General features: G+C 71.2%; 23 protein-coding genes. 10 read left to right on the forward strand and 13 right to left on the reverse strand.

Going from position 1 to position 25,053, the window contains the following annotated elements; translation table 11 throughout:
• Positions 1 to 93: 93 nt before the first annotated feature.
• Together CGL27_RS13275 and CGL27_RS13280 are read right to left on the reverse strand one after the other, a co-directional pair.
• A complete protein-coding gene (locus tag CGL27_RS13275) occupies positions 94 to 1,713 on the reverse strand; it encodes a cation acetate symporter (protein ID WP_078640721.1) in 1,620 nt (539 codons plus the stop codon).
• A complete protein-coding gene (locus CGL27_RS13280; RefSeq protein WP_078640722.1) occupies positions 1,710 to 2,066 on the reverse strand; it encodes a DUF485 domain-containing protein in 357 nt (118 codons plus the stop codon). The genes CGL27_RS13275 and CGL27_RS13280 overlap by 4 nt, the downstream gene beginning before the upstream one ends.
• 636 nt (positions 2,067 to 2,702) lie before the next feature.
• Between CGL27_RS13280 and CGL27_RS13285 the strand changes: the two genes are divergently transcribed.
• Complete coding sequence (locus tag CGL27_RS13285) at positions 2,703 to 4,235, forward strand: S8 family serine peptidase (protein ID WP_119986805.1); 1,533 nt, start codon at positions 2,703 to 2,705, stop codon at positions 4,233 to 4,235.
• A 92-nt stretch (positions 4,236 to 4,327) separates the two neighbouring features.
• Complete coding sequence (locus CGL27_RS13290; protein ID WP_119986807.1) at positions 4,328 to 4,849, forward strand: hypothetical protein; 522 nt, start codon at positions 4,328 to 4,330, stop codon at positions 4,847 to 4,849.
• A gap of 52 nt (positions 4,850 to 4,901) precedes the next feature.
• On the opposite strand, the gene CGL27_RS13295 is transcribed toward CGL27_RS13290, so the two are convergent.
• Positions 4,902 to 5,597: a lysoplasmalogenase gene (locus CGL27_RS13295; RefSeq protein ID WP_119986809.1), complete on the reverse strand. Its 696-nt coding sequence runs from the start codon at positions 5,595 to 5,597 to the stop codon at positions 4,902 to 4,904.
• Complete coding sequence (locus CGL27_RS13300; RefSeq protein WP_119986811.1) at positions 5,594 to 6,526, reverse strand: sterol desaturase family protein; 933 nt, start codon at positions 6,524 to 6,526, stop codon at positions 5,594 to 5,596. Before CGL27_RS13300 ends, CGL27_RS13295 begins: the two co-directional genes overlap by 4 nt.
• Before the next feature lie 120 nt (positions 6,527 to 6,646).
• On the opposite strand from CGL27_RS13300, the gene CGL27_RS13305 reads away from it, so the two are divergent.
• The 6 genes from CGL27_RS13305 (at position 6,647) to CGL27_RS13330 (ending at position 12,420) form a co-directional block, all read left to right on the forward strand.
• Positions 6,647 to 7,558, forward strand: coding sequence for a hypothetical protein (locus tag CGL27_RS13305; protein WP_162952973.1), 912 nt, complete (start codon positions 6,647 to 6,649; stop codon positions 7,556 to 7,558).
• A gap of 101 nt (positions 7,559 to 7,659) precedes the next feature.
• Positions 7,660 to 8,646 (forward strand): DEDDh family exonuclease, encoded by a 987-nt coding sequence (locus CGL27_RS13310; protein ID WP_119986815.1) that lies wholly within the window; start codon positions 7,660 to 7,662, stop codon positions 8,644 to 8,646.
• 63 nt (positions 8,647 to 8,709) lie between these two features.
• Positions 8,710 to 8,943: a hypothetical protein gene (locus CGL27_RS13315; protein ID WP_078640728.1), complete on the forward strand. Its 234-nt coding sequence runs from the start codon at positions 8,710 to 8,712 to the stop codon at positions 8,941 to 8,943.
• Positions 8,944 to 9,021: 78 nt separating this feature from the next.
• The gene (locus CGL27_RS13320; RefSeq protein ID WP_119986817.1) at positions 9,022 to 9,831 is read left to right on the forward strand and encodes an SURF1 family protein; all 810 of its coding nucleotides are present in this window, start codon (positions 9,022 to 9,024) and stop codon (positions 9,829 to 9,831) included.
• A gap of 47 nt (positions 9,832 to 9,878) precedes the next feature.
• The gene (locus tag CGL27_RS13325; RefSeq protein ID WP_119986819.1) at positions 9,879 to 11,660 is read left to right on the forward strand and encodes a glycoside hydrolase family 15 protein; all 1,782 of its coding nucleotides are present in this window, start codon (positions 9,879 to 9,881) and stop codon (positions 11,658 to 11,660) included.
• Between the two features lie 4 nt (positions 11,661 to 11,664).
• Complete coding sequence (locus CGL27_RS13330) at positions 11,665 to 12,420, forward strand: SDR family oxidoreductase (protein WP_119986821.1); 756 nt, start codon at positions 11,665 to 11,667, stop codon at positions 12,418 to 12,420.
• Positions 12,421 to 13,159: 739 nt separating this feature from the next.
• Here CGL27_RS13330 and amaP read toward each other — a convergent pair.
• The 5 genes from amaP to CGL27_RS13355 all read right to left on the reverse strand — a co-directional run bounded on the left by amaP (position 13,160) and on the right by CGL27_RS13355 (position 15,789).
• The gene (gene amaP, locus CGL27_RS13335) at positions 13,160 to 13,714 is read right to left on the reverse strand and encodes an alkaline shock response membrane anchor protein AmaP (protein WP_119986823.1); all 555 of its coding nucleotides are present in this window, start codon (positions 13,712 to 13,714) and stop codon (positions 13,160 to 13,162) included.
• 7 nt (positions 13,715 to 13,721) lie between these two features.
• Complete coding sequence (locus CGL27_RS13340) at positions 13,722 to 14,438, reverse strand: DUF6286 domain-containing protein (RefSeq protein WP_119986825.1); 717 nt, start codon at positions 14,436 to 14,438, stop codon at positions 13,722 to 13,724.
• Positions 14,435 to 14,887 (reverse strand): hypothetical protein, encoded by a 453-nt coding sequence (locus tag CGL27_RS13345; RefSeq protein WP_119986827.1) that lies wholly within the window; start codon positions 14,885 to 14,887, stop codon positions 14,435 to 14,437. Before CGL27_RS13345 ends, CGL27_RS13340 begins: the two co-directional genes overlap by 4 nt.
• A 150-nt stretch (positions 14,888 to 15,037) precedes the next feature.
• A complete protein-coding gene (locus CGL27_RS13350) occupies positions 15,038 to 15,232 on the reverse strand; it encodes a hypothetical protein (protein WP_078640735.1) in 195 nt (64 codons plus the stop codon).
• A gap of 41 nt (positions 15,233 to 15,273) precedes the next feature.
• Complete coding sequence (locus CGL27_RS13355) at positions 15,274 to 15,789, reverse strand: Asp23/Gls24 family envelope stress response protein (RefSeq protein WP_119986829.1); 516 nt, start codon at positions 15,787 to 15,789, stop codon at positions 15,274 to 15,276.
• Positions 15,790 to 15,979: 190 nt separating this feature from the next.
• On the opposite strand from CGL27_RS13355, the gene CGL27_RS13360 reads away from it, so the two are divergent.
• Positions 15,980 to 16,723, forward strand: coding sequence for a nucleopolyhedrovirus P10 family protein (locus tag CGL27_RS13360; protein WP_119986831.1), 744 nt, complete (start codon positions 15,980 to 15,982; stop codon positions 16,721 to 16,723).
• 57 nt (positions 16,724 to 16,780) lie between these two features.
• Here the strand turns inward: CGL27_RS13360 and CGL27_RS13365 are convergent, their stop codons facing one another.
• The gene (locus tag CGL27_RS13365; protein WP_078640738.1) at positions 16,781 to 17,272 is read right to left on the reverse strand and encodes a response regulator; all 492 of its coding nucleotides are present in this window, start codon (positions 17,270 to 17,272) and stop codon (positions 16,781 to 16,783) included.
• Positions 17,272 to 21,648 (reverse strand): HAMP domain-containing protein, encoded by a 4,377-nt coding sequence (locus tag CGL27_RS13370; protein WP_240450976.1) that lies wholly within the window; start codon positions 21,646 to 21,648, stop codon positions 17,272 to 17,274. The genes CGL27_RS13365 and CGL27_RS13370 overlap by 1 nt, the downstream gene beginning before the upstream one ends.
• 222 nt (positions 21,649 to 21,870) lie before the next feature.
• Here CGL27_RS13370 and CGL27_RS13375 point away from each other — a divergent pair, with 222 nt between their 5' ends.
• Positions 21,871 to 23,742, forward strand: a complete 1,872-nt coding sequence (locus CGL27_RS13375) for a SpoIIE family protein phosphatase (protein WP_119986835.1) — start codon at positions 21,871 to 21,873, stop codon at positions 23,740 to 23,742.
• A 128-nt stretch (positions 23,743 to 23,870) separates the two neighbouring features.
• Here the strand turns inward: CGL27_RS13375 and CGL27_RS13380 are convergent, their stop codons facing one another.
• Both CGL27_RS13380 and CGL27_RS13385 read right to left on the reverse strand, forming a co-directional pair.
• Positions 23,871 to 24,650, reverse strand: coding sequence for an enoyl-CoA hydratase/isomerase family protein (locus CGL27_RS13380; RefSeq protein ID WP_119986837.1), 780 nt, complete (start codon positions 24,648 to 24,650; stop codon positions 23,871 to 23,873).
• A 125-nt stretch (positions 24,651 to 24,775) separates the two neighbouring features.
• On the reverse strand, positions 24,776 to 24,997 hold the full coding sequence (locus tag CGL27_RS13385; protein ID WP_014059784.1) for a helix-turn-helix domain-containing protein: 222 nt from the start codon (positions 24,995 to 24,997) through the stop codon (positions 24,776 to 24,778).
• Positions 24,998 to 25,053: the final 56 nt, after the last annotated feature.

Genomic DNA, 25,053 nt, shown 5'->3' on the forward strand with positions numbered 1-25,053 from the left:
TCCACGGTTGACATCACGTGCACTGTGGTCAATTGTCCCGCAGCGTACGCGACGGGTGTGACAGGGAGGGGCCGCGCGGGTGGTCGGGGCGGATCAGTGGGCGCCGTGACCGGTGAGCGAGCGGACCTCCAGCTCGGCGTACTTGTCCTTGTCCGGCTGCTCCTTGGAGACGAGGGTGCCCAGCCAGCCGAGCAAGAAGCCCAGCGGGATGGAGATCAGGCCGGGGTTCTCCAGCGGGAACCAGTGGAAGTCCACGTCCGGGAACATCGAGGTCTCCTTGCCCGAGACGACGGGCGAGAAGAGCACCAGGAAGACCGAGGAGATCAGTCCGCCGTAGATGGACCACAGGGCGCCCTGGGTGGTGAAGCGCTTCCAGAACAGGCTGTAGAGGATGGTCGGGAGGTTGGCGGAGGCGGCGACCGCGAAGGCGAGCGCCACGAGTCCGGCGACGTTGAGATCTCGTGCGAACACCCCGAGGACGACGGCGACGGTGCCGATGCCGACGGTGGCCCAGCGCGCCGCCGAGATCTCCTCCTTCTGCGTCGCCTTGCCCTTACGGATGACATTGGCGTACAGGTCGTGGGCGAACGAGGACGAGGAGGCGAGGGTGAGTCCGGCGACCACGGCGAGGATCGTCGCGAACGCCACCGCGGAGATCACCGCGAGCAGGATGGCGCCGCCCGTGGAGTCCGGTCCACCGCCGATCTCCTCGGCGAGCAGCGGGGCCGCGGTGTTGCCGGATTTGTTGGAGGCGATGATGGCGTCGTGGTCGAGCAGGGCGGCGGCGCCGAAGCCCAGCGCGATGGTCATCAGGTAGAAGACGCCGATGATGCCGATGGCCCAGTTGACCGACTTACGGGCGGCCTGGGCGGTGGGCACGGTGTAGAAGCGGATCAGGATGTGCGGCAGTCCCGCGGTGCCCAGGACCAGGGCGATGCCAAGGGAGATGAAGTCGAGCTTGGTGGTGGCGTTGAGCCCGTACTTCAGCCCCGGCTCCAGGAACGACTCTCCGATGCCGCTGTTCTTGGCCGCCTCGCCCAGCAGGTCGGAGATGTTGAAGTTGAACTTCAGCAGCACCAGGAAGGTGATCAGCAGGGTGCCCGCGATCAGCAGCACGGCCTTGACCATCTGCACCCAGGTGGTGCCCTTCATGCCGCCGATGGTGACGTAGAGCATCATCACGACGCCCACGAGGACGACGATGAGGATCTTCCCGGCCTCGCTGGTGATGCCCAGCAGCAGGGAGACCAGCACACCGGCGCCCGCCATCTGCGCCAGCAGATAGAAGATCGAGACGACGATGGTGGAGACGCCCGCGGCGGTGCGCACCGGGCGCTGGCGCATCCGGTAGGCGAGGACGTCGCCCATCGTGTAGCGCCCGGAGTTGCGCAGCGGCTCGGCGACCAGCAGCAGGGCGACCAGCCAGGCGACGAGGAACCCGATCGAGTACAGGAAGCCGTCGTAGCCGGAGAGCGCGATGGCGCCGGCGATGCCGAGGAAGGACGCGGCGGACATGTAGTCGCCGGAGATGGCGAGGCCGTTCTGGAAGCCGGAGAACTGGCGGCCGCCGGCGTAGAAGTCGTTGGCGTCCTTGGTCTGCCGGCCCGCCCAGATGGTGATGCCGAGGGTCGCCAGGACGAAGACCGCGAAGAGCGTGATGATCAGCGGCCGGTTGTCCGAGGCGCTCTCGGCCGCGAGCAGATGGAAGCTCATGAACGCTCCTCCATACGGGACTTGATCGCCTCGGCGCGGGGGTCGAGCTTGGCGGCGGCGTGCCGGGAGTACCACCAGGCGATGAGGAAGGTCGTCAGGAACTGGGCGAGCCCGAACACCAGGGCCACGTTGACATGGCCGACGACCTTGGCACCCATGAAGTCGCCCGCGTAGTTGGACAGCAGTACGTAGAGCAGGTACCAGGTGACGAACGCGATGGTGAGCGGGAAGGCGAACGAGCGGTGGGCACCGCGCAGTTCGCCGAACTCCGCGCTCGCTTGCACCTCGGCGTAGGAAGAACGGTCTCGTTGCCGCTGATCGTCGGGACGATCATTGGCCGGGGCGGTATCCACGGTCTCTCCTGGTGAGTGGGTCCGACGGGGATGAATACGGCGGCGGAGGTGATCCAGATCACGCATGGTAGGGCGACGCCGACCCGCTACGACAGGGGCGGGTTGGTTGAAAGACGGATACAACTTCGGAGGACGGATCGACTCCGGGTACTGTGGCGGGTTTTCTTCCGGAATGCATTGATGTCCGACCTTGATCAGCGATAGCTTCCTTCGTCATGTACCCGTCCAGACGCCGACGGCGTTCGGGCGGCCCGTACGGATGAAGTGGAGACCCCATGGCTCATCTGAGATCGGCTCCTCCAAGACCCGGACGGCGGACTTTTGACGGTCCGTCGGCCTCGCACCACCCCATCGCCACTCCCCGCCGCCTCTGCCCCGGTCTCGCGGCGTCCCGGGGCATCGAGGCGGCGTGCGGGATCCGCGCCCCGAGGGCGCGCACATTCGCTTGTGCGGATGACCCCGGCCGCACCGCGGCCGTTGACGCGGCCCGCTGGGCCGCCGCCCGCGCCCGGGGGCTCCACGTCCCCCGAGTGGCGCGCTGAGCGCGCGTCCGCGCCCCCGGTCCGGAACGCTGTCCATCCAGCCCGGTCCGTCCGCCCAGAGCCTCCTCACCCAATCGAGAGAACCGGAGTACCCATGACGCCGCGCCGCACCTCCCTGCCGCTGCGCACCGCCGCGATACCCGCCGCCATGGCGCTCACCACCGCGCTGGCCTTCCTGCCCACCACCGCCACCGCTCTCGGACGGGACGGCCACGCCTCCGCGGCCACCGCGGCCGACGGTCCGTCCCTGAGCTATGTCGTCAACACCCGCCCGGGGCAGGACCCGTCCCGGATCCGCAAGGCCATCGCCCAGGCCGGCGGCACGGTCGTGGTGTCGTACGACCGGATCGGCGTCATCGTCGTCCACTCCGCCAACCCGGACTTCGCCAAGAGCGTCCGTAAGGTCCGCGGCGTCGCCTCCGCCGGTAACACCCGCACCGCCCCGCTGCCGGCCCAGTCCACCGACGACATCGATACGCCGAAGCTGCTGAGCGAGAAGGAGCGGCAGGCGGTGGCGGCGAAGGCCAAGGCCGGGCAGGACCCGCTGGAGCCGCTGCAGTGGGATCTGCCGGCGATCAAGGCGGACAAGGCGCATGAGAAGAGCCTGGGCAGCCGGAATGTCACCGTCGGGGTCATCGACACCGGTGTGGACGACACCCACCCCGACCTGGCGCCGAACTTCGACCGTAAGGCGTCCGTCAACTGTGTGACCGGCAAGCCGGACACCGCCGACGGCGCCTGGCGGCCGACCGCGGAGGAGTCCCCGCACGGCACCCATGTCGCGGGTGAGATCGCCGCCGCGAAGAACGGCATCGGCGTCACCGGCGTGGCCCCGGGCGTCAAGGTCTCCGGTATCAAGGTGTCCACGACGGCCGGGTTCTTCTACACCGAGGCGGTCGTCTGCGGCTTCATCTGGGCCGCCGAGCACGGCGTGGACGTCACCAACAACAGCTATTACACCGACCCGTGGTACTTCAACTGCACCACCGACCCGGACCAGAAGGCCCTGGTCGAGGCGGTGCGCCGGGCCTCGTCGTACGCGGAGCGCAAGGGCGTGGTCAATGTGGCCGCGGCGGGCAACGAGAACTACGACCTGACCTCGGACACCATCACCGACCCCTCCAGCCCCAACGACACCACCCCCGGTGACCGGGAGGTGGACCCGAGCGTCTGCCTGGACATCCCGACCCAGCTGCCGGGTGTCGTCACGGTCGCCTCGACCGGCGCCAAGAACCTCAAGTCCTCGTTCTCCAACTACGGCCTCGGGATCATCGACATCGCGGCCCCCGGCGGCGACAGCACCATCTACCAGAAGCCGGAGCCCCCGGCGACCAGCGGTCTGATCTACAACACGCTGCCGGGCGGGCAGTACGGCTACATGGCGGGCACCTCGATGGCCTCGCCGCATGTCGCCGGTGTCGCGGCGCTCGTCAAGAGCACCCATCCGCACGCCTCCCCCTGGATGGTGAAGGCGCTGCTGAAGGCCGAGGCCGATGACCTCGCCTGCCCGACGCCGTACGACATCGACGGCGACGGCACGGTCGACGCGGTGTGCGAGGGCGGCAAGCGCTACAACGGCTTCTACGGTGCCGGGCTCGCGGACGCCCTGGACGCCGTCGAGAAGTGACCGGCTGACACAATGCACGGGCCGCCGGGGTGGATCAGCCGCCCGGCGGCCCGTACACGTCCCCCATGTAGCGGCGAGAGGACCCCGTTCCCGTGCACCACGACGCCCCCTGGGGACCGCTGCCCCCGCGGCCGGCCTTCTGGCTGCTGATCCGGTTCGTGCTGACCGTGCTGCTTCTGCCGCTGTGGTGGGCGCTGATCGTGGTGATCTTCCTCGGCTTCATCGCCTTCGGGATCGTGGCCGAGATCCTTACGGTCATCCCCGGGTTCGAGAAGGGGTTCCTCGGCCTGATGGACAAGTTCGGGGACAGCGTGGCGGTGTGGCCCGCCTGGTGCGTGACGCTCCCGGAGCTGCGGCACGAGGGCGACGCGGCCTTCTACCGGGCCCGGGTCGACAAGCGCATCGCCGCCTGGACCAGCAAGGAGCTGGCCGCCCAGAAGGCGAAGAAGGCCCCGCCGCCGGGCCCGCACGACGTCGACGTGCGCGAGTACCGCGGGGTGGGCGCGGGCTATGTCATCGAGGCGGCGCGGGCCCGGGGCTGGGAGCTGAGCCATGACCGCCCGTCGGACCCGCTGCGGGTGGTCCGGCTGAGGCGGCTGCCCGCCACGGCCTGACGAGCGCCGGTTGTGGCCCGACGGGCGCCCGTTCCAGTCTGACGAGCGCCTCTCACGGCCCGACGAGCGCCGGTTGTGGCCCGGGACGCGGGAGCGTGCCTCGCGTCGCTCCCGCCATCAGCAGCCACTGGGCGGCGATATAGGTGGCCATGATCCAGAACTGGGGCACCGGCGGCCGTGGCCAGTCGGCGAGCCCGGCCGCGATCAGGGTGTCGGACAGCATGAACAGCGCCCCGCCGAGCCCCGTCCACGGGCCCGCCCCGAGCGCGGCCAGCGCCATGACCGTCAGCAGCAGGCTGTAGCCCGCGACGGGAAGCCGCAGATGCGAGGCGAGGCCGGGCCACAGCAGCGCCACCGTGCCCAGCCACGCGGCCCCGTACCCGGCGGCCACCCAGGGCGCCGTACGAGGCCACCCGGCGCGGGCGAACAGGGCGCCCCGCCCGGCACGGGTGAACAGCGCCAGGTAGCAGAGGTGCCCGGCCGCGAAGCACCCCATTCCGGCCAGGAACGCGGTCTCACCGCCGATCTGCAGCAGCACATCGCCGCCACAGCCGCACACCAGCGCGGCGGGGAGCGGCCACGGCCCACCGCGCACCAGGGCCCAGGCGGCGAGGACGGGCATCAGGGCGGGCTTGGTGAGGTGAACGACGGTGGTGGCGTCCATGAGCAGCGCGCCCAGGTGAACGGCGGTCAGCAGCGCGAAGAGGGCGGGCAGGGCCCTCGTCGCGCGCCCGGCGGCGGCCGTCACCGCACGCTCTCGCCGACCGGCTCCCGCGGCCCGGCCTCCGGAGGCGACCCGGGCTCCGTAGCAGGCCCGATCTCCGTAGCCGACCCGCCCTCCGGTACCGGCCCGGGCTGCCAGCCCGGCCCCCTGAAGACCCGGCCCGCCCGCTCCCGCCAGCCCCGCGCCGCCGCGATGTCGCGGGCGATGGCCGCGTACTCGTGCGTGGCCACCCGCAGTGGGTTGTAGGTGTCGATGTTCTTCGTCAGGCCGTAGACGGGCCGCTCGATCTCGGGGACGAAGGACCCGAAGAGCCGGTCCCAGACGATGAGGATGCCCCCGAAGTTGCGGTCCAAGTAGCCGCCTTGGGAGGCGTGGTGGACGCGGTGGTGCGAGGGGGTGTTGAAGACGAACTCGATGGGGCGCGGCAGGGTGCCGATCCGCTCGGTGTGGATCCAGAACTGGTAGACGAGGTTCACCGACGAGCAGAACGCCACCGTCGCGGGGTGCACCCCGAGCGCGATCATCGGCACGTAGAACGGCCACACGGTCCAGGTGGTCCAGGGCTGCCGCAGGGCGGTGGTGAAGTTGAAGTTGCGGCTGGAGTGGTGCACCACATGGCACGCCCACAGGATGCGGATGACATGGTGCCCGCGGTGCGACCAGTAGTAGAAGAAGTCCTGGGCGAGCAGCATCAGCGGCAGCGTCCACCACAGCACCGGGACGCGCAGTGGGGTGAGTTCGTAGATGGCGGCGTAGATCGCCACAATCGGGATCTTCCACACCAGGTCGAAGACGAGGCTGCCGAGCCCCATGGTGACGCTGGTCGCGGCGTCCTTCGCCGCGTAGCCCTCGGCATCGTCGTCGGGATGGAAGCGGTAGCTCGCCATCTCCACGACGGTGAGCAGGACAAAGGCCGGTATCGACCACAACACGGCATTGGGCAGGTGCGGCATGTCCGCAACATAGAACCGCTCGTAAGGCCGCCGCTAGGGGTAGTTACCAACAAGTATGGTAGATGGGATGTCAACAACAGGGGTCGCCCAGGGGCGCATGGCCGATTAAGCTCCCCGCCTGTGCGCAGAGCCAGAGAACGGTTCCGGACCGGCGGCATAGCCCTCGCCTGCTTGCTGTCGGCGCTCACCACGGGGTGTTCCTCCGGGTCGGGCGACGATGACTCCCCCTCACCCCTGATGGCCGCGGTGGGGCACATCTCGGTCGCGGGCGCGACGGGGGCCCAGGTCTCCTATCTCGACGCCGACCGGGTGCGCTCCCTGGAGAAGGGCGGCTCCCAGCGGTTCCGCACGGTCGGCCAGGCGGGCAGCCCACTGCTGAGCGGCTACCGCTTCAACGCCCATGCCTACGGCCTCGATCCAGCCATGATCGACACCGATGTGACCAATGGCTACGCCGGGCACTGGGACGGCTCCTTCGACGCGGATGGCATCACCGCCAAGCTCAAGGCGGGCGGATTCGCCCGGACCACCTGGCACGGCGAGACCATCTGGAAGAAGGAGGGCATAACCCTCCGGATCGCCCGGGACGAGCTCTCCTTCGGCTTCGCCGGCAAGGACCTGTCCTCGGTGCGCCCGGCCAAGGGCAAGTCCCTGGCGGACGACCCGGATTACCAGGCCCTGGACCACTGCCTGGGCGATGCCTACCGGGTCGACTTCGGCGGGAAGAACGCCGAGCACGCCAAGAACACCGTGCGCCTGTCGGCCACCGGACAGCGGGCGAAGTCCGCGAAGGAGACATCCGGGGTCATCTGCGCCCTCACCGAAGGCAAACGGACCGCCGAGCGCGCCGCCGGCCGGCTGAGGTCCGTCATCGAGCAGCGGGCCCCGCGCTTCGACGGCGCCAAGGTGACCGTTCTCACCGGGGATTCGCCCGGCGTGCAGGTCACGGTGCCCGACCGCCCGGGAGACAAGCGCGCCGGCCGCATCCTCACCAGCGACATCGATCTGCAATTGGCCCTGTCCCAGCTCTGACCCACCGCCCGGCCCCGACGCCCCGTCAACCCCGGGGCTCCGCCTGCCCCGACCGGCCCGCCGGTCAGGGTTGTCGGCGGCGGCCCGTATCCTCATTGACCATGCTCGAAGACCCCACGACAGCCGCACCGCACCCCGCACCGCCGTCCTCCTGGCCGGCCGCCTATCCGCAGGGTTACGCGGTCGTCGACGTGGAGACCACCGGCCTGGCCCGCGACGACCGGATCGTCTCCGCGGCGGTCTACCAGCTCGACGCCCGGGGCGCGGTGCAGGACCACTGGTACACCCTGGTCAATCCGGAGCGCGACCCGGGCCCGGTGTGGATCCACGGCCTCACCGAGGAGGTGCTCGAGGGCGCCCCGCGCTTCCCCGAGATCGCCGGGGAGCTCGCCGAGCGCCTGGCCGACCGCGTCCTGGTCGCGCACAACGCCGCCTTCGACTGGTCGATGCTCGCCCGGGAGTACGCCCGTTCCAAGAGCGCCGCGCCCGTGCGGCAGCGGCTGTGCACCATCGCCCTCTCCAAGGAGCTGGGCCTGCCGCTGCCCAACCACAAGCTGGAGACCCTCGCCGCGCACTACGGAGTGGTCCAGCGGCGCGCCCACCACGCCCTGGACGACGCGCGGGTGCTCGCCGAGACCTTCCGGCCCAGCCTCCACCGGGCCGCCGAGACCGGGCTGCGCCTGCCGCTGCTGGCCTGCCAGCCGCTCACCGAGTGGTCCGACGGCCCGGCGATCGGCCGCCAGCGCTCGTACCGGCAGACCTGGCGCCCCAGCCGCAAGCGCCCCGCCTGCCCCTACCCCAACCCCGGGCGCTACGAGCCGGGCGGGCAGCTTGTCCAGGGCATGCGGGTGGCGTTCTCCGGGGACACCTCCGTCGACCGCGAGCTGCTGGAGGACCGGGCGATCGAGGCCGGGCTGCACGTGGCCACCAGCGTCTCCCGGCTCACCAGCGTGCTGGTCACCAACGACCCCGACTCGCCCACGTCCAAGACCGCCAAGGCCCGGTCCTTCGGCACGCCCGTGATCGACGAGGCGGCGTTCATGCAGCTCCTCCAGGACGTCACCCCAGCGCCGCCGACAAACAGGTGAAGTCGGCGCGACGCGCCCGGCCACCGCTCGCCCGCCACCGCGCGGGCCCGCACGCTGAGGCGCATGGCACGTTGTGAGGTATGCGGAAACGATTACCGGATGACATTCGAGGTGCACGCGCAGGGCGATGTGCACGTCTTCGACTGTTTCCAGTGCGCCATCCACCGCATGGCGCCCATCTGCGAACACTGCCGCGCCCAGATCATCGGGCAGGGCGTGGAGGCGGACGGCCAGTTCTTCTGCTGTGCGCACTGCGCTCGGGCGGAAGGGAAGGTGGGCATCGTCGACCATGTGTGAACCCGGCCACCTGCGTGGATTGTGCCTGGGCCGCCCCCAGCGGCCGAGGGACAATCCACGCCGAGTAGGGTCAAGGACGTGTACCGCTTCCTGTTGACCCGGCAGTGGGTGATCCTCACACTCGTCGCCCTGGCGCTGATCCCGACGATGATCAGGCTGGGCTTCTGGCAGCTGCACCGCCATGAGCACCGGGTCGCGCAGAACCAGCTGATCGGGGACAGCCTCGCCGCCCCTGCCGTGGCCGTCGACAAGCTCACCTCCCCCGGCCGTACGGTCGCCCGCGACGACACCTGGCGCACGGTGACCGCCACCGGCACCTATGACACCGCCCATGAGGTCGTCGTCCGCCAGCGCACCGGCTCCGACGAGCAGTCCATCGGCTACTTCGTCCTCACCCCGCTGCTGCTCCCGGACGACCGCGCGGTCCTGGTCAACCGGGGCTGGATCCCGGCCGGTACGGACCTCACCGCGTTCCCCAAGGTCCCCGCCGCCCCCTCCGGCAAGGTCACCGTCACCGGCCGGCTGAAGGCCGACGAGACCACCGGCAACAGCGGCATCAAGGACAAGCAGGGGCTGCCGCCCCGCCAGGTCTCGCTGATCAACAGCGAGCAGCGGGCGAAGGCGCTGTCCCGCCCCGTCCTCGGCGGCTATATCGAGCTCACCTCGTCCTCCCCCAAGGGCGACAAGCAGCCCCAGCCGGTCCCCGCGCCCAACCACAGCGACATCGGCCCGCACATGGCGTACGCCGTCCAGTGGTGGCTGTTCTCCGCCGGTGTGCCGATCGGCTGGGTCGTCCTGGCCCGCCGCGAGCGCCGGGACCGCGCCGCCGAGGCCGCGAAGGCGGCGGCCATCCCGGAGAAGGTCCCCGCCGCGGCCACGGCGGACTGAGCGCCGTCCGGGCCTAGAATCCGCCTTCCGGGGGAAGGCGCCCGGACATGGCCCAGCACATCGACGACTACGCCCTCATCGGCGACCACCAGACGGCGGCCCTGATCAGCCGCCATGGCTCGATCGACTGGCTGTGCCTGCCCCGCTTCGACTCAGCGGCCTGTTTCGCCGCGCTCCTCGGCGGCCGTGACAACGGCCACTGGCGGCTCGCCCCCAAGGGCGCGGGCGCCTGCACCCGCCGCGGCTACCTCGACGACTCCCTCGTCCTGGAGTCGGTCTGGGAGACGGAGACCGGCACGGTCAAGGTCATCGACTTCATGCCGCAGCGCGATCGCGCCCCCGACGTCGTCCGCATTGTCGAGGGCGTCTCCGGCAGCGTCGAGATGCTCGGCGTCCTCCGGCTGCGCTTCGACTACGGCCGGATCGTCCCCTGGATGCGCCGCACCGACGGCCACCGGATCGCGGTCGCCGGGCCGGACTCCGTATGGCTGCGCTCGGAGCCCGAGGTCCACACCTACGGCAAGGACTTCAGCACCCGCTCCGAGTTCACCGTCTCGGCCGGGGACCGAGTGGCCTTCGTGCTCACCTGGCACCCCTCCCACGAGCCCCGCCCCCGGCTCATCGACCCGTACGACTCCCTCCGCTCCAGCCTGGCGGACTGGCGCGACTGGGCCGCCCGCTGCCGCTACGAGGGCCCGCACCGGGACGCCGTCATCCGCTCCCTGATCACCCTCAAGGCGCTCACCTACGCCCCGAGCGGCGGCATCGTCGCGGCCCCCACCACCTCGCTGCCCGAACGGCTCGGCGGGGTCCGCAACTGGGACTACCGCTACTGCTGGCTGCGCGACTCCACCCTCACCCTGAACGCCCTGCTCCGCGCCGGCTACCACGAGGAGGCCGCCGCCTGGCGCGACTGGCTGCTGCGCGCGATCGCCGGTGACCCGGCCGAGCTGCAGATCATGTACGGCCTCGGGGGCGAGCGCCGGCTCCATGAGCACGAGCTGCCCTGGCTGGAGGGATACGAGCGGTCCGCCCCGGTCCGGGTCGGCAACGGCGCGGTCGACCAGCGCCAGCTCGACGTCTACGGCGAGGTGCTCGACACCCTCCACCTCGCCCGCGCCTCCGGGCTGCCCGCCGAACCGCACGCCTGGAAGATCCAGACCGCGCTCATGGACTTCCTGGAGTCCGCCTGGCGCGACCCCGACGAGGGGCTGTGGGAGGTCCGCGGGCCCCGCCGCCACTTCGTCCACTCCAAGGTCATGGCCTGGGTGGCCGCCGACCGCGCCGTCCGCACCATGGCGGCCGCCCCCGAACTGAGCGGCGACGCGAACCGCTGGCGCGCCATGCGCGACGCCGTCCACCGCGAGGTCTGCGAAAAGGGCTACGACCCCGAGCGGTCCACCTTCACCCAGTCCTACGGCTCCCCCGAGCTGGACGCCGCGACCCTGCTCATCCCCCGCGTCGGCTTCCTCCCGGCCACCGACCCCCGCGTCATCGGCACCATCGACGCGGTCCGCCGCGAGCTCAGCGAGGACGGCCTGATCCGCCGCTACACCGTCGCCGACGGTGTGGACGGCCTCCCCGGCTCCGAGGGCGCCTTCCTCGCCTGCTCCTTCTGGCTCGCCGACGCCCTCCACCTGGCCGGCCGCCACAAGGACGCCGGCGCGCTCTTCGAACGCCTCCTCGCGCTCCGCAACGACGTCGGACTGCTCGCCGAGGAGTACGATCCGGCGACCGGCCGACAGCTCGGCAACTTCCCCCAGGCGTTCAGCCACATCGGCCTCGTGGGGACCGCCCTCACCCTCGCGGAACGGCCCAGGGCAGACTGACTCCATGGATCTTGGACTCAAAGACCGGGTGTACATCGTCACCGGAGCCACCCGCGGGCTGGGCCTCGCCGCCGCCCGTGAGCTGATCGCCGACGGCGCGAAGGCCGTCATCACCGGCCGCGACGCCGATAAGGCGGCCGCCGTCGCCGCCGACCTTGGCCTGAACGCCGTCGGCGTCGCCGCCGACAACGCCGACCCCGAGACCGCGGCCCGGCTCATCGCCACCGCCCGCGAGCGCTTCGGCGGCTTCGACGGCGTCCTCATCAGCGTCGGCGGCCCGCCGGCCGGGCTGACGGCCGACATCACCGACGCCCAGTGGCAGGCCGCCTTCGACTCCGTCTTCCTCGGCGCCGTCCGCTTCGCCCGTACGGCCGCCGAGCAGCTCCCCTCCGGCGGCGTGATCGGCTTCGTCCTCTCCGGCTCCGTCCGCGAGCCGATCCCCGGCCTCACCGTCTCCAACGGCCTGCGACCCGGTCTCGCCGGTTTCGCCAAGTCCCTCTCCCTCGAGGTCGGCCCCCGCGGCATCCGCGTCGTGGGCCTCCTCCCGGCCCGCATCGACACCGACCGCGTCCGCGAACTCGACGCCCTCTCCGGCGACGCGGAGGCCTCGCGGGAACGGAACGCGGCGGCGATTCCGCTGCGGCGGTATGGGACGCCCGAGGAATTCGGCAAGGCCGCCGCGTTTCTGCTCTCGCCTGCGGCGTCGTATCTCACCGGGCTGATGCTGCCGGTGGATGGCGGGGCCCTGCACAACATCTGAGGGGGCTTGGGGGCGCCTCCGGCGGACAGCCCCCACCCCGCCCCTTCCCGGCTCCGCCGCGCGGAATGGGGCTCCGCCCCCTGGACCCCCACCGGGGCTCCGCCCCGGACCCCGCTCCTCAAACGCCGGAGGGGCTGAATTTTCCGCCCCGGACAATCCGAAACCGCACACCACCCGCGCCACCGACGGTACCCGCAACACGGCGCGAGGGGACGGGGCCACACCCACCCCCACCCAACACCCGACCCCCGGGCCGAACGCGGGACGTACACGCGGCCCGTGCCACCGAGGCACGGTCGCCGACGAGACGGGAGGGGCGGGCTCGCACCCACCCAACACCCGGCCCCCGGCTGAACGCGGGACGTACACGCGGCCCATGCCACCGGGGCGCGGGCGCCGACGAGACGGGAGGGGACGGGGCCACACCCACCACCCAACACCCGACCCCCGGGCCGAACGCGGGACGTACGCGCGGCCTGTGCCACCGGGGCGCGGGCGCCGACGAGACGGGAGGGGGCGGGGTCGCAGGGGTGGGGTCCTGGACGCTTACGTGTATTTGTGGCGCCAATCCCCGACCAACTCAACGCCCCCGGCCAATGGCGCCGTAAATATACGGTCCAGGGCCCCGCCCCGGAGCACCCCGCACCCGGCACCCACCCCCGAACCCACCGCGCACCCCAGCAACCACCACCACACCCGCACCCCGCACCCCGCACCCCGCACCCCGCACCCCGCAGACCTACCGCGCCCGCTCCGCCCCATGCCGGGCCACCCTCAGGCGCACCTCCGCCGGGAGTTGCTCCAGGCCCGCCGAGCTCCGTGCGCGCTCCAGGGCCTCCGCCCGCAGCGCGTCCAGTGTCAGCGTTGGTTCGGCGCGCGGCTCCAGCACCAGACCCATCCGCGCCTCCGGCGTGGTCCGTCGGCCTCGCAGCAGGACGTGGGCCCGCTCCACACCGTCCAGCGACTCCGCGTCCGCCAGGAGCGCCGCCTCCAGGGCCCGCCCCCGTAGCAGGGCGCCCTCGCCGTCGCCCGTCTCCACCAGCACCTCCTGCAGCCGACGCCGCCGCAACTGGGCCAGGAACCAGCACAGCGCGAGCACGAACAGCACCGCCAGCACCGCGATGACGGCCGGCCACCACCATCCGGCGTCCCGCCACCGCGTCCGATCCGCCCGGCTCAGCAGCACATCACTCCGCCCGTCGAACGGGGGCCACCCGGCCAGTACCACCGCGCCCACCCCGGCCAGCACCAGACCCACGACCCCCAGCAGCACCCGGTTGACGACCCTCAGCATGGCGCGCTCACCCCTTCGACTTCGCCGACCGCCGGACACGGACGGACAGGGCGGGCCGTCGGGCCAGGCCCAGTTGCCGGATGCCCTCGTGGAGGGCGGCGTCCAGATCCGCCCGTACCTCGTCGAGATCGCGGAAGTGGGCCAGCGCGCGGGCCCTGACCCGCCGACGGCCGACGTCCACGCGGGCGGACCGCACACCGGGCACCTCCATCGCCCGGTCCCGCAGCACCAGACCCGCCGAGGTCCGGTCGATCCCCGCCCGTACGGCGCCCCCGGCCCCGGGCCCCGCCCCGGCCCCGGCGCCCGCCTCCACACCCTTCCCCGGCCCCGCCTCCGCCTCAGCCCCCGTCTCCGACGGACGCATCGGGAGCAGCCCACGCAGCCCCGGCGCCAACGCGAGGACCACCATCCACACTCCCAGCGCGGCCAACGCCGCCGCCCCGCCCATGATCCACGCGTCGTCCAGCGGCCGTGCGGCAAGTTCATCGGCGAGCCATTCCCGCCATCGCATGCCGGGCCGACCCGAGCGCACGGCCGCCACGTCGTACAGCAGCAGCCCGCTGATGGCGGCGATGACCAGGGCGACGATCCCGGCCGGTACCCGCCGCACGGACCAGAAGCGCCTCGTAGGCACGGGCGGATCCCCGTCCCGGGCACCCGTGCCCGCTCTCCCGCCGTACGCCGACGCCGAGGTGGACTGACGCATCTTCTGGTCCGCGTTCATCGCACCCTGTCCCTCCCCCGACGCACCCTCCGCTCCGGGTGCTCCCACTGCGGCACATGCAGTCGTTCGACCGTCACCACGACCTCGGGCACCTCCATGCCCGTCAACTCGCCTACCCGTTCGATCACATGACGACGCACCGCACCACAGTGTGCGCCGATGTCCGAGGGATAGCCCAGTTCGACGGCGACCCGGACGCGCGCGACGTCCCCGCGCACCACCGCGACCGCGTGTGGCCGCGCGGCGGCGGCATCGGTAAGGGCAACGTCCGCGGTATCCACGACGTCCGCTACATCCGCCATATCCGCAGCGGCAGCCGCGTCCATGGCATTGGCGTCCGCGGCGCCGGCCTCGTCAGCCCGCAGCGCCTCCCGCGCCGCCTGCGAGGCGATCTTCGCGACGACCCGGTCCGCGATACGCGTCGCACCCCGCTCACTCGGCTCGACCACGGCGCGTCCTTACTGTCGTCATGGCCTCAACTGGCATGGCCTCAACTGCCGCCACGGCCCCTGCCGCCGCCACGGCCCCTGCCGCCGCCACGGCCCTTGCCGTCGTCACGGCTTCTGCCGCCGTCATCGCGCCTGTCGTCGTCAAAGTGTTCACCGTGGCCGTCCGTCATCACGGCCACGGGAACGGAAGAAGTCGCCCGGTTCCAGATCACCGTCCAGGAACCGGCCGACGATAAACCCGACGGCGCCCAGCGCCGCCACCAGCAGAAAGGCCCCGAAACCACCGAAGTAACCGGCGAAAGCCAGCGCCATCCCCGCGATCATCCCGACCACGGCCATGCTCATCGTGTGCTCCCCTGCTGGAGCCAACCGGAACCGCTACCGGCCTACTGGAGCCGCGGCTCCGGCGATTCCTCTTCCTCGTCCGGCAACTTCACATCGCTGACCGCGATATTGACCTCGACCACTTCGAGGCCGGTCATCCGCTCGACCGCCGCGATCACGTTCTCCCGCACGGCCCGTGCGACATCGGCGATGGAGACGCCGTAGTCCACCACGATCTCCAGGTCGAGGGCCGTCTGTACCTCTCCCACCTCCGCCTTCACCCCGCGGGCGACCGACCGGGTACCGGGCACCCGGTCCCGTACGACTCCGAAGGTTCGCGCGAGACCACCACCCATCGCATGGACGCCGACCACATCGCGGGCCGCCATACCCGCGATCTTCTCGACGACGCCATCGGAGATGGTGGTGCGCCCCCGCGAGCCTGGATCGCCTCCGCCGCGCCGGGGCCGGTCGGCGGCCGGGGCGATGCCGCCCCTGGCGCCCAGGGTCCTGGGAGTGCCTGCGGCGGGCTCTGTGGCGGGGTTCTCGGGTCGGTTCCGTGGTGCGGTCTCGGACATCACCGATCGTCCCTTCCGAGGCGAAGAGCGGTCGAAGAGGTTTCCGCTCGCTCTACTGCCAACCATAAAGGGACCTTCCCCGAACCGCCTCGGAGATGCGGCACTCGCGCGATCGATACGGCAGGCTGTGAGCACACGGCAGGCTGAGACCAGCAGGGCTCGGTCCCGTCCGGCGCCAAGGGGTGACACGGTGGTCACAGACCGGCTCGCGCAGACCGTAAGGGAGCAGCTTCGGCTCGGACGGCTGCTGCCCCTGGGCGAGCGGGAGGACGGCTCCTGGATCACCGAACACGCGGCGGGCGAGGTGCTCCGGCGGGCCGCCGACCAGGTCCCCGACGCACACCTGGGAGCGCTTCGGATCGCGCCCGCCGACCCCGACACCGCCGCGACGCCCGCGGTACCGCCCCCGCCGAGCGCGCTGCCGCCGGGAGCGCTGTGCATCGCGGCGGAGTGCGGGGCGACGCTGGAGGAACCGCTTCCGGTGACGGCGGACCGACTGCGCGACGTACTCCTCGACGCGGCGACGGACCGGCTGGGACTCCTGGTGGAGGCGGTGGACGTACGGGTGACGGACGTGCTGGACGAACTCCCGGCCCCGCCCTCGGCTCCGGTGGCCCCACGACCCCACCAAAACCAACCCCCGCCACAGCCGACGTCGGTCGAACGCCCCGACCCGGATCCCACCGCCGCGGCCGCCGCTCGCGCCGCCGCATCCGTGCCCGGCGTCGCCCGGCTCGCGTCGGTGCTGGGATCGCCCCGGCCCGTGCGGATCGAGGGCGCGCACATCCGGATCGAGCTGGCCGTGGCGGCGGATCACCGCGCCGTGGATGTGGCGCGGGCGGTACGAACGGCGGTGGCGCAGTCCGCCCCGGCCCCGGCCCCGGGGGACCAGCCGCCCACGGTGGCCGTCCTGGTCACCGCCGTGGACGCCTGACCACAGCCCTGGTCGGACCTGGCCGGTCAACCGTCGCCGCCAGTCAGTCCGGGCCGATCAACCCTCGGCGCTGTACTTCCGCAACCCCTCGACCGTGCGCTCCAGCTCCGCCACCCGGTCGGCAAGCTGCTCGGTCCGCGCCTCGAGCCGGCAGTTCTTGCGGTGCATCTCCAGGAACACATTGACCTTCGTCCGCAGCAGCCAGGGGTCGAAGGGTTTGGTGAGGAAGTCGGCGGCGCCGATCGCATAGCCCCGGTAGGCGTAGTCGGAGTCGGCGTCGGTCCCGGTCAGCAGGATGATCGGGACGTCCTTGGTCTGGTCGAGCCGCTTGATGTTGGCGGCGGTCTCGAAGCCGTCCATGCCCGGCATCAGCACATCGAGCAGAACGACGGCGAAGTCCTGCCGCAGCATCGCCTTCAGCGCCTCCTCGCCGGAGCGGGCGCGGACGAGCTGCTGATCGAGCGGGCCGAGGACGGCCTCCAGCGCGATCAGGTTCTCTTCCATGTCGTCGACGATGAGGATTCCGGCCTTCTCGCATGCGGTCGTCATCACTCCCCCTGCCTCGGCCTCGGCGGACCGGTCTCGTCGGGCACGCTCCCGTCCCGGCCGACGCCCTCACCGTCATCCGCACGGCCGTCCTCGGCGCCGTCTCCATCGCCGTCCTCGACACCGCCCGGCACGCCGAGCGAGGCGTCGTCGAAGGCATCACCGTCAGACGCGACGGCGTCATCTCCAACCGCAGCAGGGTCACCACCGGAGGCGGCGGCGTCACCACCGACCACAGCAGGGTCACCACCTGACGCGGCAGCGTCACCATCAGCCACGGCGGCGTCACCGCCCCCGCTCCCCGCCTCCCCCACCGGATCGAGCAGCTCGATGATCGCCGACATCAGCCGGTCGACGTCCACGGGCTTGGGGACATAGCCGTTCGCACCGCTGTCGATGGCCTTCTCCCGGTCACCGGGCATGACCTTCGCGGTCAGGGCGAGGATCGGCACATCGGCGAGCCGGGGTGTGCTCCGGATGGCCCGGATCGTCTCGTACCCGTCCATCTCGGGCATCATCACGTCCATCAGGACCAGCGAGACGTCGGGGTTGCGATGGAGTACCTCCAGCCCCTCACGGCCGTTCTCCGCGTACTTCACCGTCATGCCGACCCGGCCCAGCACATGGGTGAGCGCGAAGACGTTCCGTATGTCGTCGTCGACGATCAGGATGCGGCGGCCGTCCAGCACCCGGCCGGGGCGTCCGCGCTGCCACTCCTTGAGCTGCGTGGCCCCCGGCCAGCCGTCGTCGTTGTCCCCGGCCTCGCCTCCGTCCCCGGTCTCGGCCCCGCCGCTCAGGGCCCGGGCGGCGACCAGGCTGTCCGCCTCGCCGAAGACCCCGCTGGGGGCGTGGTCGGTGGTGTCCGGCAGCGTCTCGTCCGGGGCGGGGGCCGCCGCCGGAACGGTGGAGCCGGTGGCCCTGGGGTCCGAAGGGTCGGGCACCGGGGCGACGCCGCTGTAGTGCACGGGAACGTAGAGGGTGAAGCGGGAGCCGACGCCCAGTTCGCTCTCGGCCACGATCCGGCCGCCGAGCATTCCGGCGATCTCCCGGCTGATGGACAGGCCGAGGCCGGTGCCGCCGTACTTGCGGCTGGTCGTGCCGTCGGACTGCTGGAACGCCTCGAAGATCACCGGCAGCTTCCCCGGCGGGATGCCGATACCGGTGTCGGTGACGGCGAAGGCGATCACGGCGTCCGCGGACCGCAGCGCCTCCTCGTCGAACTGCGCTCCCGGGGTGCGCTCGACGCGCAGCGTCACCCCGCCCGAGGAGGTGAACTTCAGGGCGTTGGAGAGCAGATTGCGCAGAATCTGCTGGAGCCGCTGCTCATCGGAGAACATCTCGCGCGGTACGTCCTCGCCGACGGCGATCTCGAACGACAGCCCCCGGTCGACGGCAAGCGGCCGGAACGTGGCGTTCACATAGTCCAGGATCTTGACCAGCGGCAGCTTCTTCGGACGGACGTCCATCCGGCCCGCCTCGATCTTCGACAGATCCAGGACATCGTTGATCAGTTGGAGCAGATCGGAGCCGGAGCGGTGGATGGTGGCGGCGAACTGCACCTCCTGGGGGGACAGCCGCCCCTCGGGGTTGTCGGCGAGCAGCCGGGCCAGGATGAGCAGCGAGTTCAGCGGGGTGCGCAGCTCATGCGACATATTGGCGAGGAACTCGGACTTGTACTGGGAGGCGGTCGCCAGCAGCGCGGCCTTCTCCTCCATCTCCGCGTTGGAGCGCTGCAGCTCGTTCGAGCGCTGGCGCAGCTCGGTGGTGAGCCGCTGGGACTCGGAGAGCAGCGACTCGGTGCGGGCGTTGGCGATGATGGTGTTGATCGAGACGCCGATGGTGTTCACGAACTGGTCGATGAAGGCCAGGTGGACCTCGCTGAACCGGCTGAACGAGGCCAGTTCGATCACTCCGAGCACCTGGTCCTCGTAGAGGATCGGCAGGATGACCACGCTGGCCGGGAGCGCGGAGCCCAGCCCGGAGTTGATGGCGAGGTAGTCGGGCGGGACGTCGTTGATGAGGATCCGCTTCTTCCCCACCGCCGCCTGGGCGACCAGCCCGCGGCCCGGTGGGCCGGTCCGCGGGGTCTGGCCGTCGCCCCCGACCGCGTCCTGGTCGGTGCCGTATCCGGCGATGAGCTCGAGCCCCTCACCGGGCTTGGCACCGGCCGCGCTGAGGAAGAACGCTCCGAACTGCGCGTTGACCAGCGGGGTCAGCTCGCTCAGGATCAGATCGGCGACCTCGACCAGATCGCGGTGGCCCTGCATCAGGGAGGCGATACGGGCCAGGTTGGACTCCAGCCAGTCCTTGGCACGGGTGGTCTCGCGGAGGTTGGCGACCATCAGATTGACGTTGTTCTTCAGCGCGGCGACCTCGCCCTGTGCCTCGACCGAGATGGACCCGGACATATCGCCCTGGGCGACGGCGGAGGCGACCTCGGCGATCGCGCGCACCTGGGTGGTCAGGTTGAGGGCGAGCTCATTGACGCCGGTGGTCAGCCGCTTCCAGGTGCCGTAGACGCCCTCGACCCGGGCCTGACCGCCCAGGCGGCCCTCGCTGCCGACCTCACGGGCCACCCGGGTCACCTCGTCGGAGAACGAGGAGAGCGTGTCGACCATGGTGTTGATGGTGGTCTTCAGCTCGAGGATCTCGCCGCGCGCGTCCACGTCGATCTTCTTGCTCAGATCGCCCTCCGCCACGGCGGTGGCGACCTGCGCGATGTTGCGGACCTGCGAGGTCAGGTTGGACGCCATGAAGTTGACGTTGTCCGTAAGGTCCTTCCAGACCCCGGAGACTCCCGGCACTCCGGCCCGGCCGCCCAGCTGGCCCTCGGTGCCGACGTCGCGGGCCACCCGGGTGACCTCGTCGGCGAACGAGCGCAGCTGCTGGACCATGGTGTTCACGGTCTCCTTGAGCTCCAGGATCTCGCCCCGGGCATCGACCGTGATCTTCTTCGAGAGATCGCCGTTGGCGACCGCCGTGGTGACCTGGGCGATATTGCGGACCTGGGAGGTCAGGTTCAGGGCCATGGAGTTGACGTTCTCCGTAAGGTCCTTCCAGACCCCGGACACGTCGCGGACCTGGGCCTGGCCGCCGAGGTTGCCCTCGGTGCCCACCTCGCGGGCCACCCGCGTCACCTCGTCGGCGAAGGACGACAGCCGGTCCACCATGGTGTTGATCGTCGACTTCAGCTCCAGGATCTCGCCCTTCGCCTCCACCGTGATCGTCTTGCTCAGATCGCCCTCCGCCACGGCGGTGGCCACCTGGGCGATATTGCGGACCTGCGAGGTCAGGTTGTCGGCCATGAAGTTGACGTTCTCCGTAAGGTCCTTCCAGACCCCGGACACGCCCCTGACCTGGGCCCGGCCGCCCAGCTCACCCTCGGTGCCCACCTCGCGGGCCACCCGCGTCACCTCGTCGGCGAAGGCGGAGAGCTGGTCCACCATGGTGTTGATCGTCGACTTGAGCTGCAGGATCTCGCCCCTCGCATCCACGGTGATCTTCTGAGAGAGATCGCCGGTGGCGACCGCCGTGGTGACCTGGGCGATATTGCGGACCTGCGAGGTCAGGTTGGACGCCATGAAGTTGACGCTGTCCGTAAGGTCCTTCCAGACCCCGGACACGCCCCTGACCTGGGCCCGGCCGCCCAGCTCACCCTCGGTGCCCACCTCGCGCGCCACCCGCGTCACCTCGTCGGCGAACGCCCCGAGCTGGTCGACCATGGTGTTCACGGTGAGCTTGAGTTCCAGCAGCTCACCGGTGGCCTCGACGGTCACCTGACGGGTGAGGTCACCGCGGGCGACCGCGGTGGTCACCTCGGCGATGTCGCGGACCTGCGCGGTCAGCCGGGAGGCCATGGTGTTGACGGCCTCCGTCACCATGCGCCAGTCGCCGGAGAGTCCCTGCACCTTGGCGCGGCCACCCAGCCGGCCCTCGGTGCCGACCTCGCGGGCGATCCGGGTCAGCTCGCCGGTGAACAGCGACAGCTGGTCCACCGTGCGGTTCACCCCGCGCCCCAGCCGCCGCAGATCGCCGCGGAGCTGGCGGTTTCCGTCGTGCAGATCCACCCGCTGGGTCAGGTCGCCCGAGGCGATCGCGTCAAGCACCCGCGTGGCATTGGACACCGGGCCGACCAGGGCGTCCAACAGGTGATTGGCCGCATCCACGCTGGTCGTCCAGGCCCCCGGACCGGGGCTCGCGGTGATCCGCTCGTCCAGCCTGCCCTGGCGCACCACCTCTCGGCGCACCCGCTGCAGTTCCCCGGCCAGATGCGCGTTGCGCAGCACGAGCTGGTTGAAGACCCCGGCCATCTCGCCGACCAAACCCTCGGCCGAGGGGTCCGCACGGACAGTGAAGTCACCGTCGCACAGTGCGTTCATCGCCGCGAGCAGGGAACGCAGCTCGGACGTGGTCTCCGCATTGCACGCCGGGCCGGACGGCCCAGCGGAATCCGCACCATCCGCGGGCCGTGCCGGGGAAGTGTCGGTGGTGATCGGGTCGAGTGCCATGGCGTCGTCCCTTAAAGATCATTCAATTCCCCCTGTCTGTCATAATATGGCACCTAGATGGCCTAAACCGCCCATATTGCCCTGGAGCCGCACGTGGGAGCTTTGTTTCCTCTCGCGCGTGAGTCCGTCTCACGGACGACGCTGCCCGGAAGCGTGCGCGCGCCCGGCGCAGCGCGCACCTTCGTCCGTACGGCACTTACGGGACAGAGCGCCGCGGAGGCGTTCGAGCCGGTCGCCCTCGACGAGCGGTCGATCGACGACGCTGTGCTGCTGGTGAGCGAGCTGGTCACCAACGCGGTCCTGCACGCGGGCACCCGGGTCGAGGTGGTCTGCCGACTCCAGCCAGGTGACGCCACCGCCGACGAGGGCGACACCATGGGGCAGCCCGACGAGACGCCCTCCCCGGCCGACCCGCCGAGACGGCCGGGGATCGTCGTGGAGGTGGCGGACCTCCACCCCGCCAGCACCGTCTACGGAGGGCCCCAGACCCAGCGCCGGGGCCGCGGCCGCGGGCTCCAACTGATCGGGGCGCTCGCCGAATCCTGGGGCGTGACCTATCACCGCACCCGTAAGGCGGTCTGGTTCCGGCTGGACGCCGAGCGTGCGGTGCCCGAGTCCGACGCCATCCCCACCAAAGCGCTCGGGCGTGAGCTGCGGTTCGCCGAGACCCTCGCCCCCGTGACGCCGCGCGAGCAGCGCGATCCGACCGCCGATTGGGTCGACCGCGGCGGGCCGTCCTTCCTCGCCGAGGCCAGCGAACTGCTCACCGGCCAGCTCGACGAGAACATGGTCGCCGCCCTCGCCGGGCAGCTTCTGGTGCCCCGGCTGGCCGACTGGTGCGCGGTCTGGCTGACCACCCCGAGCGGCGGGCTGCAGCTCGCCCGCGTCTGGCACAGCGATGAGCACCGTATCGGCGCGCTCCGCATGTCGCTGGAGCGGCATCCGCCGCCCACCGGGCTCGGTTCGGCGGGCACCTCCTGGCCCTGGCCCGGGATCGCGGACAGCCAGGGCGGATCGGCGGTGTGCTTCCCGCTGATCGCACACGGCCGCAGCCACGGCGCCCTGCTCATCGGCCGGGCGGGCGTGCCACGGATGGCGGAGGGCGTGGTGCGGCTCTCGGAGGACGTGGCGCGGCGGGTGGCCCAGGCGGTGGCCACGGCCCGGCAGTACACCCGGCAGGCGACGATCAGCCGGGCACTGCAGCGCCGGCAGCTGCCCATGTCGCTCGCCCACATTCCGGGGGTGGACTCGGCGATCGTCTACGAGCCGCACGGCGAGGGACAGACCGTCGGCGGCGACTTCTACGATCTGTTCCCCATGGGCGACCGCCGCTGGTGCTTCCTGCTGGGCGACGTCCAGGGCAGCGATCCGGAGGCGATGTCGGTCACGGGGCTGGCCCGCCATCTGGTCCGGCTGCTGGCCCGCGAGGGCCATGGTGTCGAGTCGGTGCTCAACCGGCTGAACCAGGCGCTGGTGGAGGAGGACGCGGAGGCGGCGGAGATCGACGGCGAACAGTCCCGGCCACGCTTCCTGAGCCTGCTGTACGGGGAGCTGGAGCCCGACCCGGAAGGGGGCAGCGCCCGCTGCACCCTGGCGAGCGCCGGCCATCCGCTGCCGCTGCGGCTGACCACCGACGGTACGGTCGCGCCCGCCGCCAGCCCCCAGATGCTGCTCGGCATCGACGAGAACCCGGACTTCCACGCCGACACGCTGGACCTGGCGCCCGGCGAGACGCTGCTGTGCGTCACCGACGGGGTGACCGAGCGGCGCAACGGCGTCCGTCAGCTCGATGACGACGACGGCCTCTCGGACATCCTGCGGGACTGCGTCGGGCTGGGGGCCAAGGCGGTCGCGGAGCGGGTGCGGCGCGCCACGTATGACTTCAGCCCCGAGCCGATCGACGACGACCTCGCGGTGCTGGTGCTGGAGGCGGTGCCGACGGTGGAGCCGCCGCGAGCGCCGTGACAGCGCGCACGCCGTGACAGCGCGGGCACTGCTGGCGGCGCGGGCACCTGCTGGCGGCGCGGGCGGCCCCACCGGGAAGCGGCGCCGGCTGTCCACACCAGCGCACCGTTGGTCCGTAACGGCGCCGTCTAGTCCGTCAGCCCCGCCAGGTCGCGCAGCCGACGGGCCTGGGCGGCGCGCTCGGCGACGCGCTGGTCCTCGTAGGTGCGGTCTACGGCCCCCCGCAGCAGCGCCTTGGTCTCGATCACGGCGTCGCGGGGCGCGGCAAGAAGGGCCGCCGCCAGGTCCTGGACCGCGCCGTCGAGCTCGGCGGCGGGCACCACGAGATTGGCGAGCCCGGTCCGCACGGCCTCCTCGGCATGGACGAAGCGCCCGGTCGCGCAGATCTCCAGCGCCCGGGCATATCCCACGAGCCCGACCAGCGGATGGGTGCCGGTGAGGTCCGGCACCAGCCCGAGGCTGGTCTCGCGCATGGCGAACTGTGCGTCCTCCGCGCAGACCCGCAGATCACAGGCGAGCGCGAGCTGGAAACCGGCCCCGATGGCATGGCCCTGGACGGCGGCGATCGACACGATGTCGTTCCGCCGCCACCAGGTGAACGCCTGCTGGTACTCGGCGATGGCGGCGTCCAGTTCGCTGTCGGAGCCGCGCCCCAGCTCGAGGAACGACGGCTCGCCGTCGAACCCCTCGGGCGTGAACGCCTGACGGTCCAGGCCCGCCGAGAAGGACTTGCCCTCGGCGCGCAGCACCACGATGCGCACGGTGCCCGGCACCAGCTTCCCCGCCTCGGCCAGCGCCCGCCACAGGGCGGGCGACTGGGCGTTGCGCTTCGCCGGGTTGGTCAGGGTCACCGTGGCGACCGTGTCATCGACGTTGAGCTGAACGCCGTCCTTGTCGAGCAGGGTCACAGGGGCCTCCGGTCGAGTGCGGTCAGTACAAGTGACTGCACAGTAACCACCCGGCCGAACCGACGATCAGCCGGGTGGCACCCCTGTCCATGCCTGCTGATGATGACGGAGCACAGCGCGTGCGATCAGGCCGTGGCGGCCTTCTTGCCTCGCGTCGCGCCACCGCGTCCCCGTAGGGAGACTCCGGATTCACTGAGCATCCGGTGAACGAATCCATAGGAACGGCCGGTCTCCTCGGCCAGCGCCCGGATGCTCGCCCCGGAGTCGTACTTCTTCTTCAGGTCTGCCGCGAGCTTTTCGCGCGCGGCGCCGGTCACCCGGCTGCCCTTCTTCAGAGTCTCGGCCACCCGTGCCTCCTCATGGGAAGTGCGCTCTGGACTCTCATGATCACCCCTACAGAGCT

The sequence above is a fragment of the Streptomyces sp. 11-1-2 genome, from assembly GCF_003595545.1.
GTDB classification, from domain to species: Bacteria; Actinomycetota; Actinomycetes; order Streptomycetales; family Streptomycetaceae; genus Streptomyces; species Streptomyces hygroscopicus_B.

Coding starts and splice junctions, on each gene's coding strand:
- CGL27_RS13300 (WP_119986811.1), bottom strand. CDS start 6,526: ATGCCGCACCTGCCCAATGCCGTGTTGTGGTCGATACCGGCCTTTGTC.
- CGL27_RS13310 (WP_119986815.1), top strand. CDS start 7,660: ATGCTCGAAGACCCCACGACAGCCGCACCGCACCCCGCACCGCCGTCC.
- CGL27_RS13325 (WP_119986819.1), top strand. CDS start 9,879: ATGGCCCAGCACATCGACGACTACGCCCTCATCGGCGACCACCAGACG.
- CGL27_RS13355 (WP_119986829.1), bottom strand. CDS start 15,789: ATGTCCGAGACCGCACCACGGAACCGACCCGAGAACCCCGCCACAGAG.
- CGL27_RS13330 (WP_119986821.1), top strand. CDS start 11,665: ATGGATCTTGGACTCAAAGACCGGGTGTACATCGTCACCGGAGCCACC.
- amaP (WP_119986823.1), bottom strand. CDS start 13,714: ATGCTGAGGGTCGTCAACCGGGTGCTGCTGGGGGTCGTGGGTCTGGTG.
- CGL27_RS13365 (WP_078640738.1), bottom strand. CDS start 17,272: ATGACGACCGCATGCGAGAAGGCCGGAATCCTCATCGTCGACGACATG.
- CGL27_RS13340 (WP_119986825.1), bottom strand. CDS start 14,438: ATGAACGCGGACCAGAAGATGCGTCAGTCCACCTCGGCGTCGGCGTAC.
- CGL27_RS13315 (WP_078640728.1), top strand. CDS start 8,710: ATGGCACGTTGTGAGGTATGCGGAAACGATTACCGGATGACATTCGAG.
- CGL27_RS13370 (WP_240450976.1), bottom strand. CDS start 21,648: ATGAACGCACTGTGCGACGGTGACTTCACTGTCCGTGCGGACCCCTCG.
- CGL27_RS13275 (WP_078640721.1), bottom strand. CDS start 1,713: ATGAGCTTCCATCTGCTCGCGGCCGAGAGCGCCTCGGACAACCGGCCG.
- CGL27_RS13285 (WP_119986805.1), top strand. CDS start 2,703: ATGACGCCGCGCCGCACCTCCCTGCCGCTGCGCACCGCCGCGATACCC.
- CGL27_RS13350 (WP_078640735.1), bottom strand. CDS start 15,232: ATGAGCATGGCCGTGGTCGGGATGATCGCGGGGATGGCGCTGGCTTTC.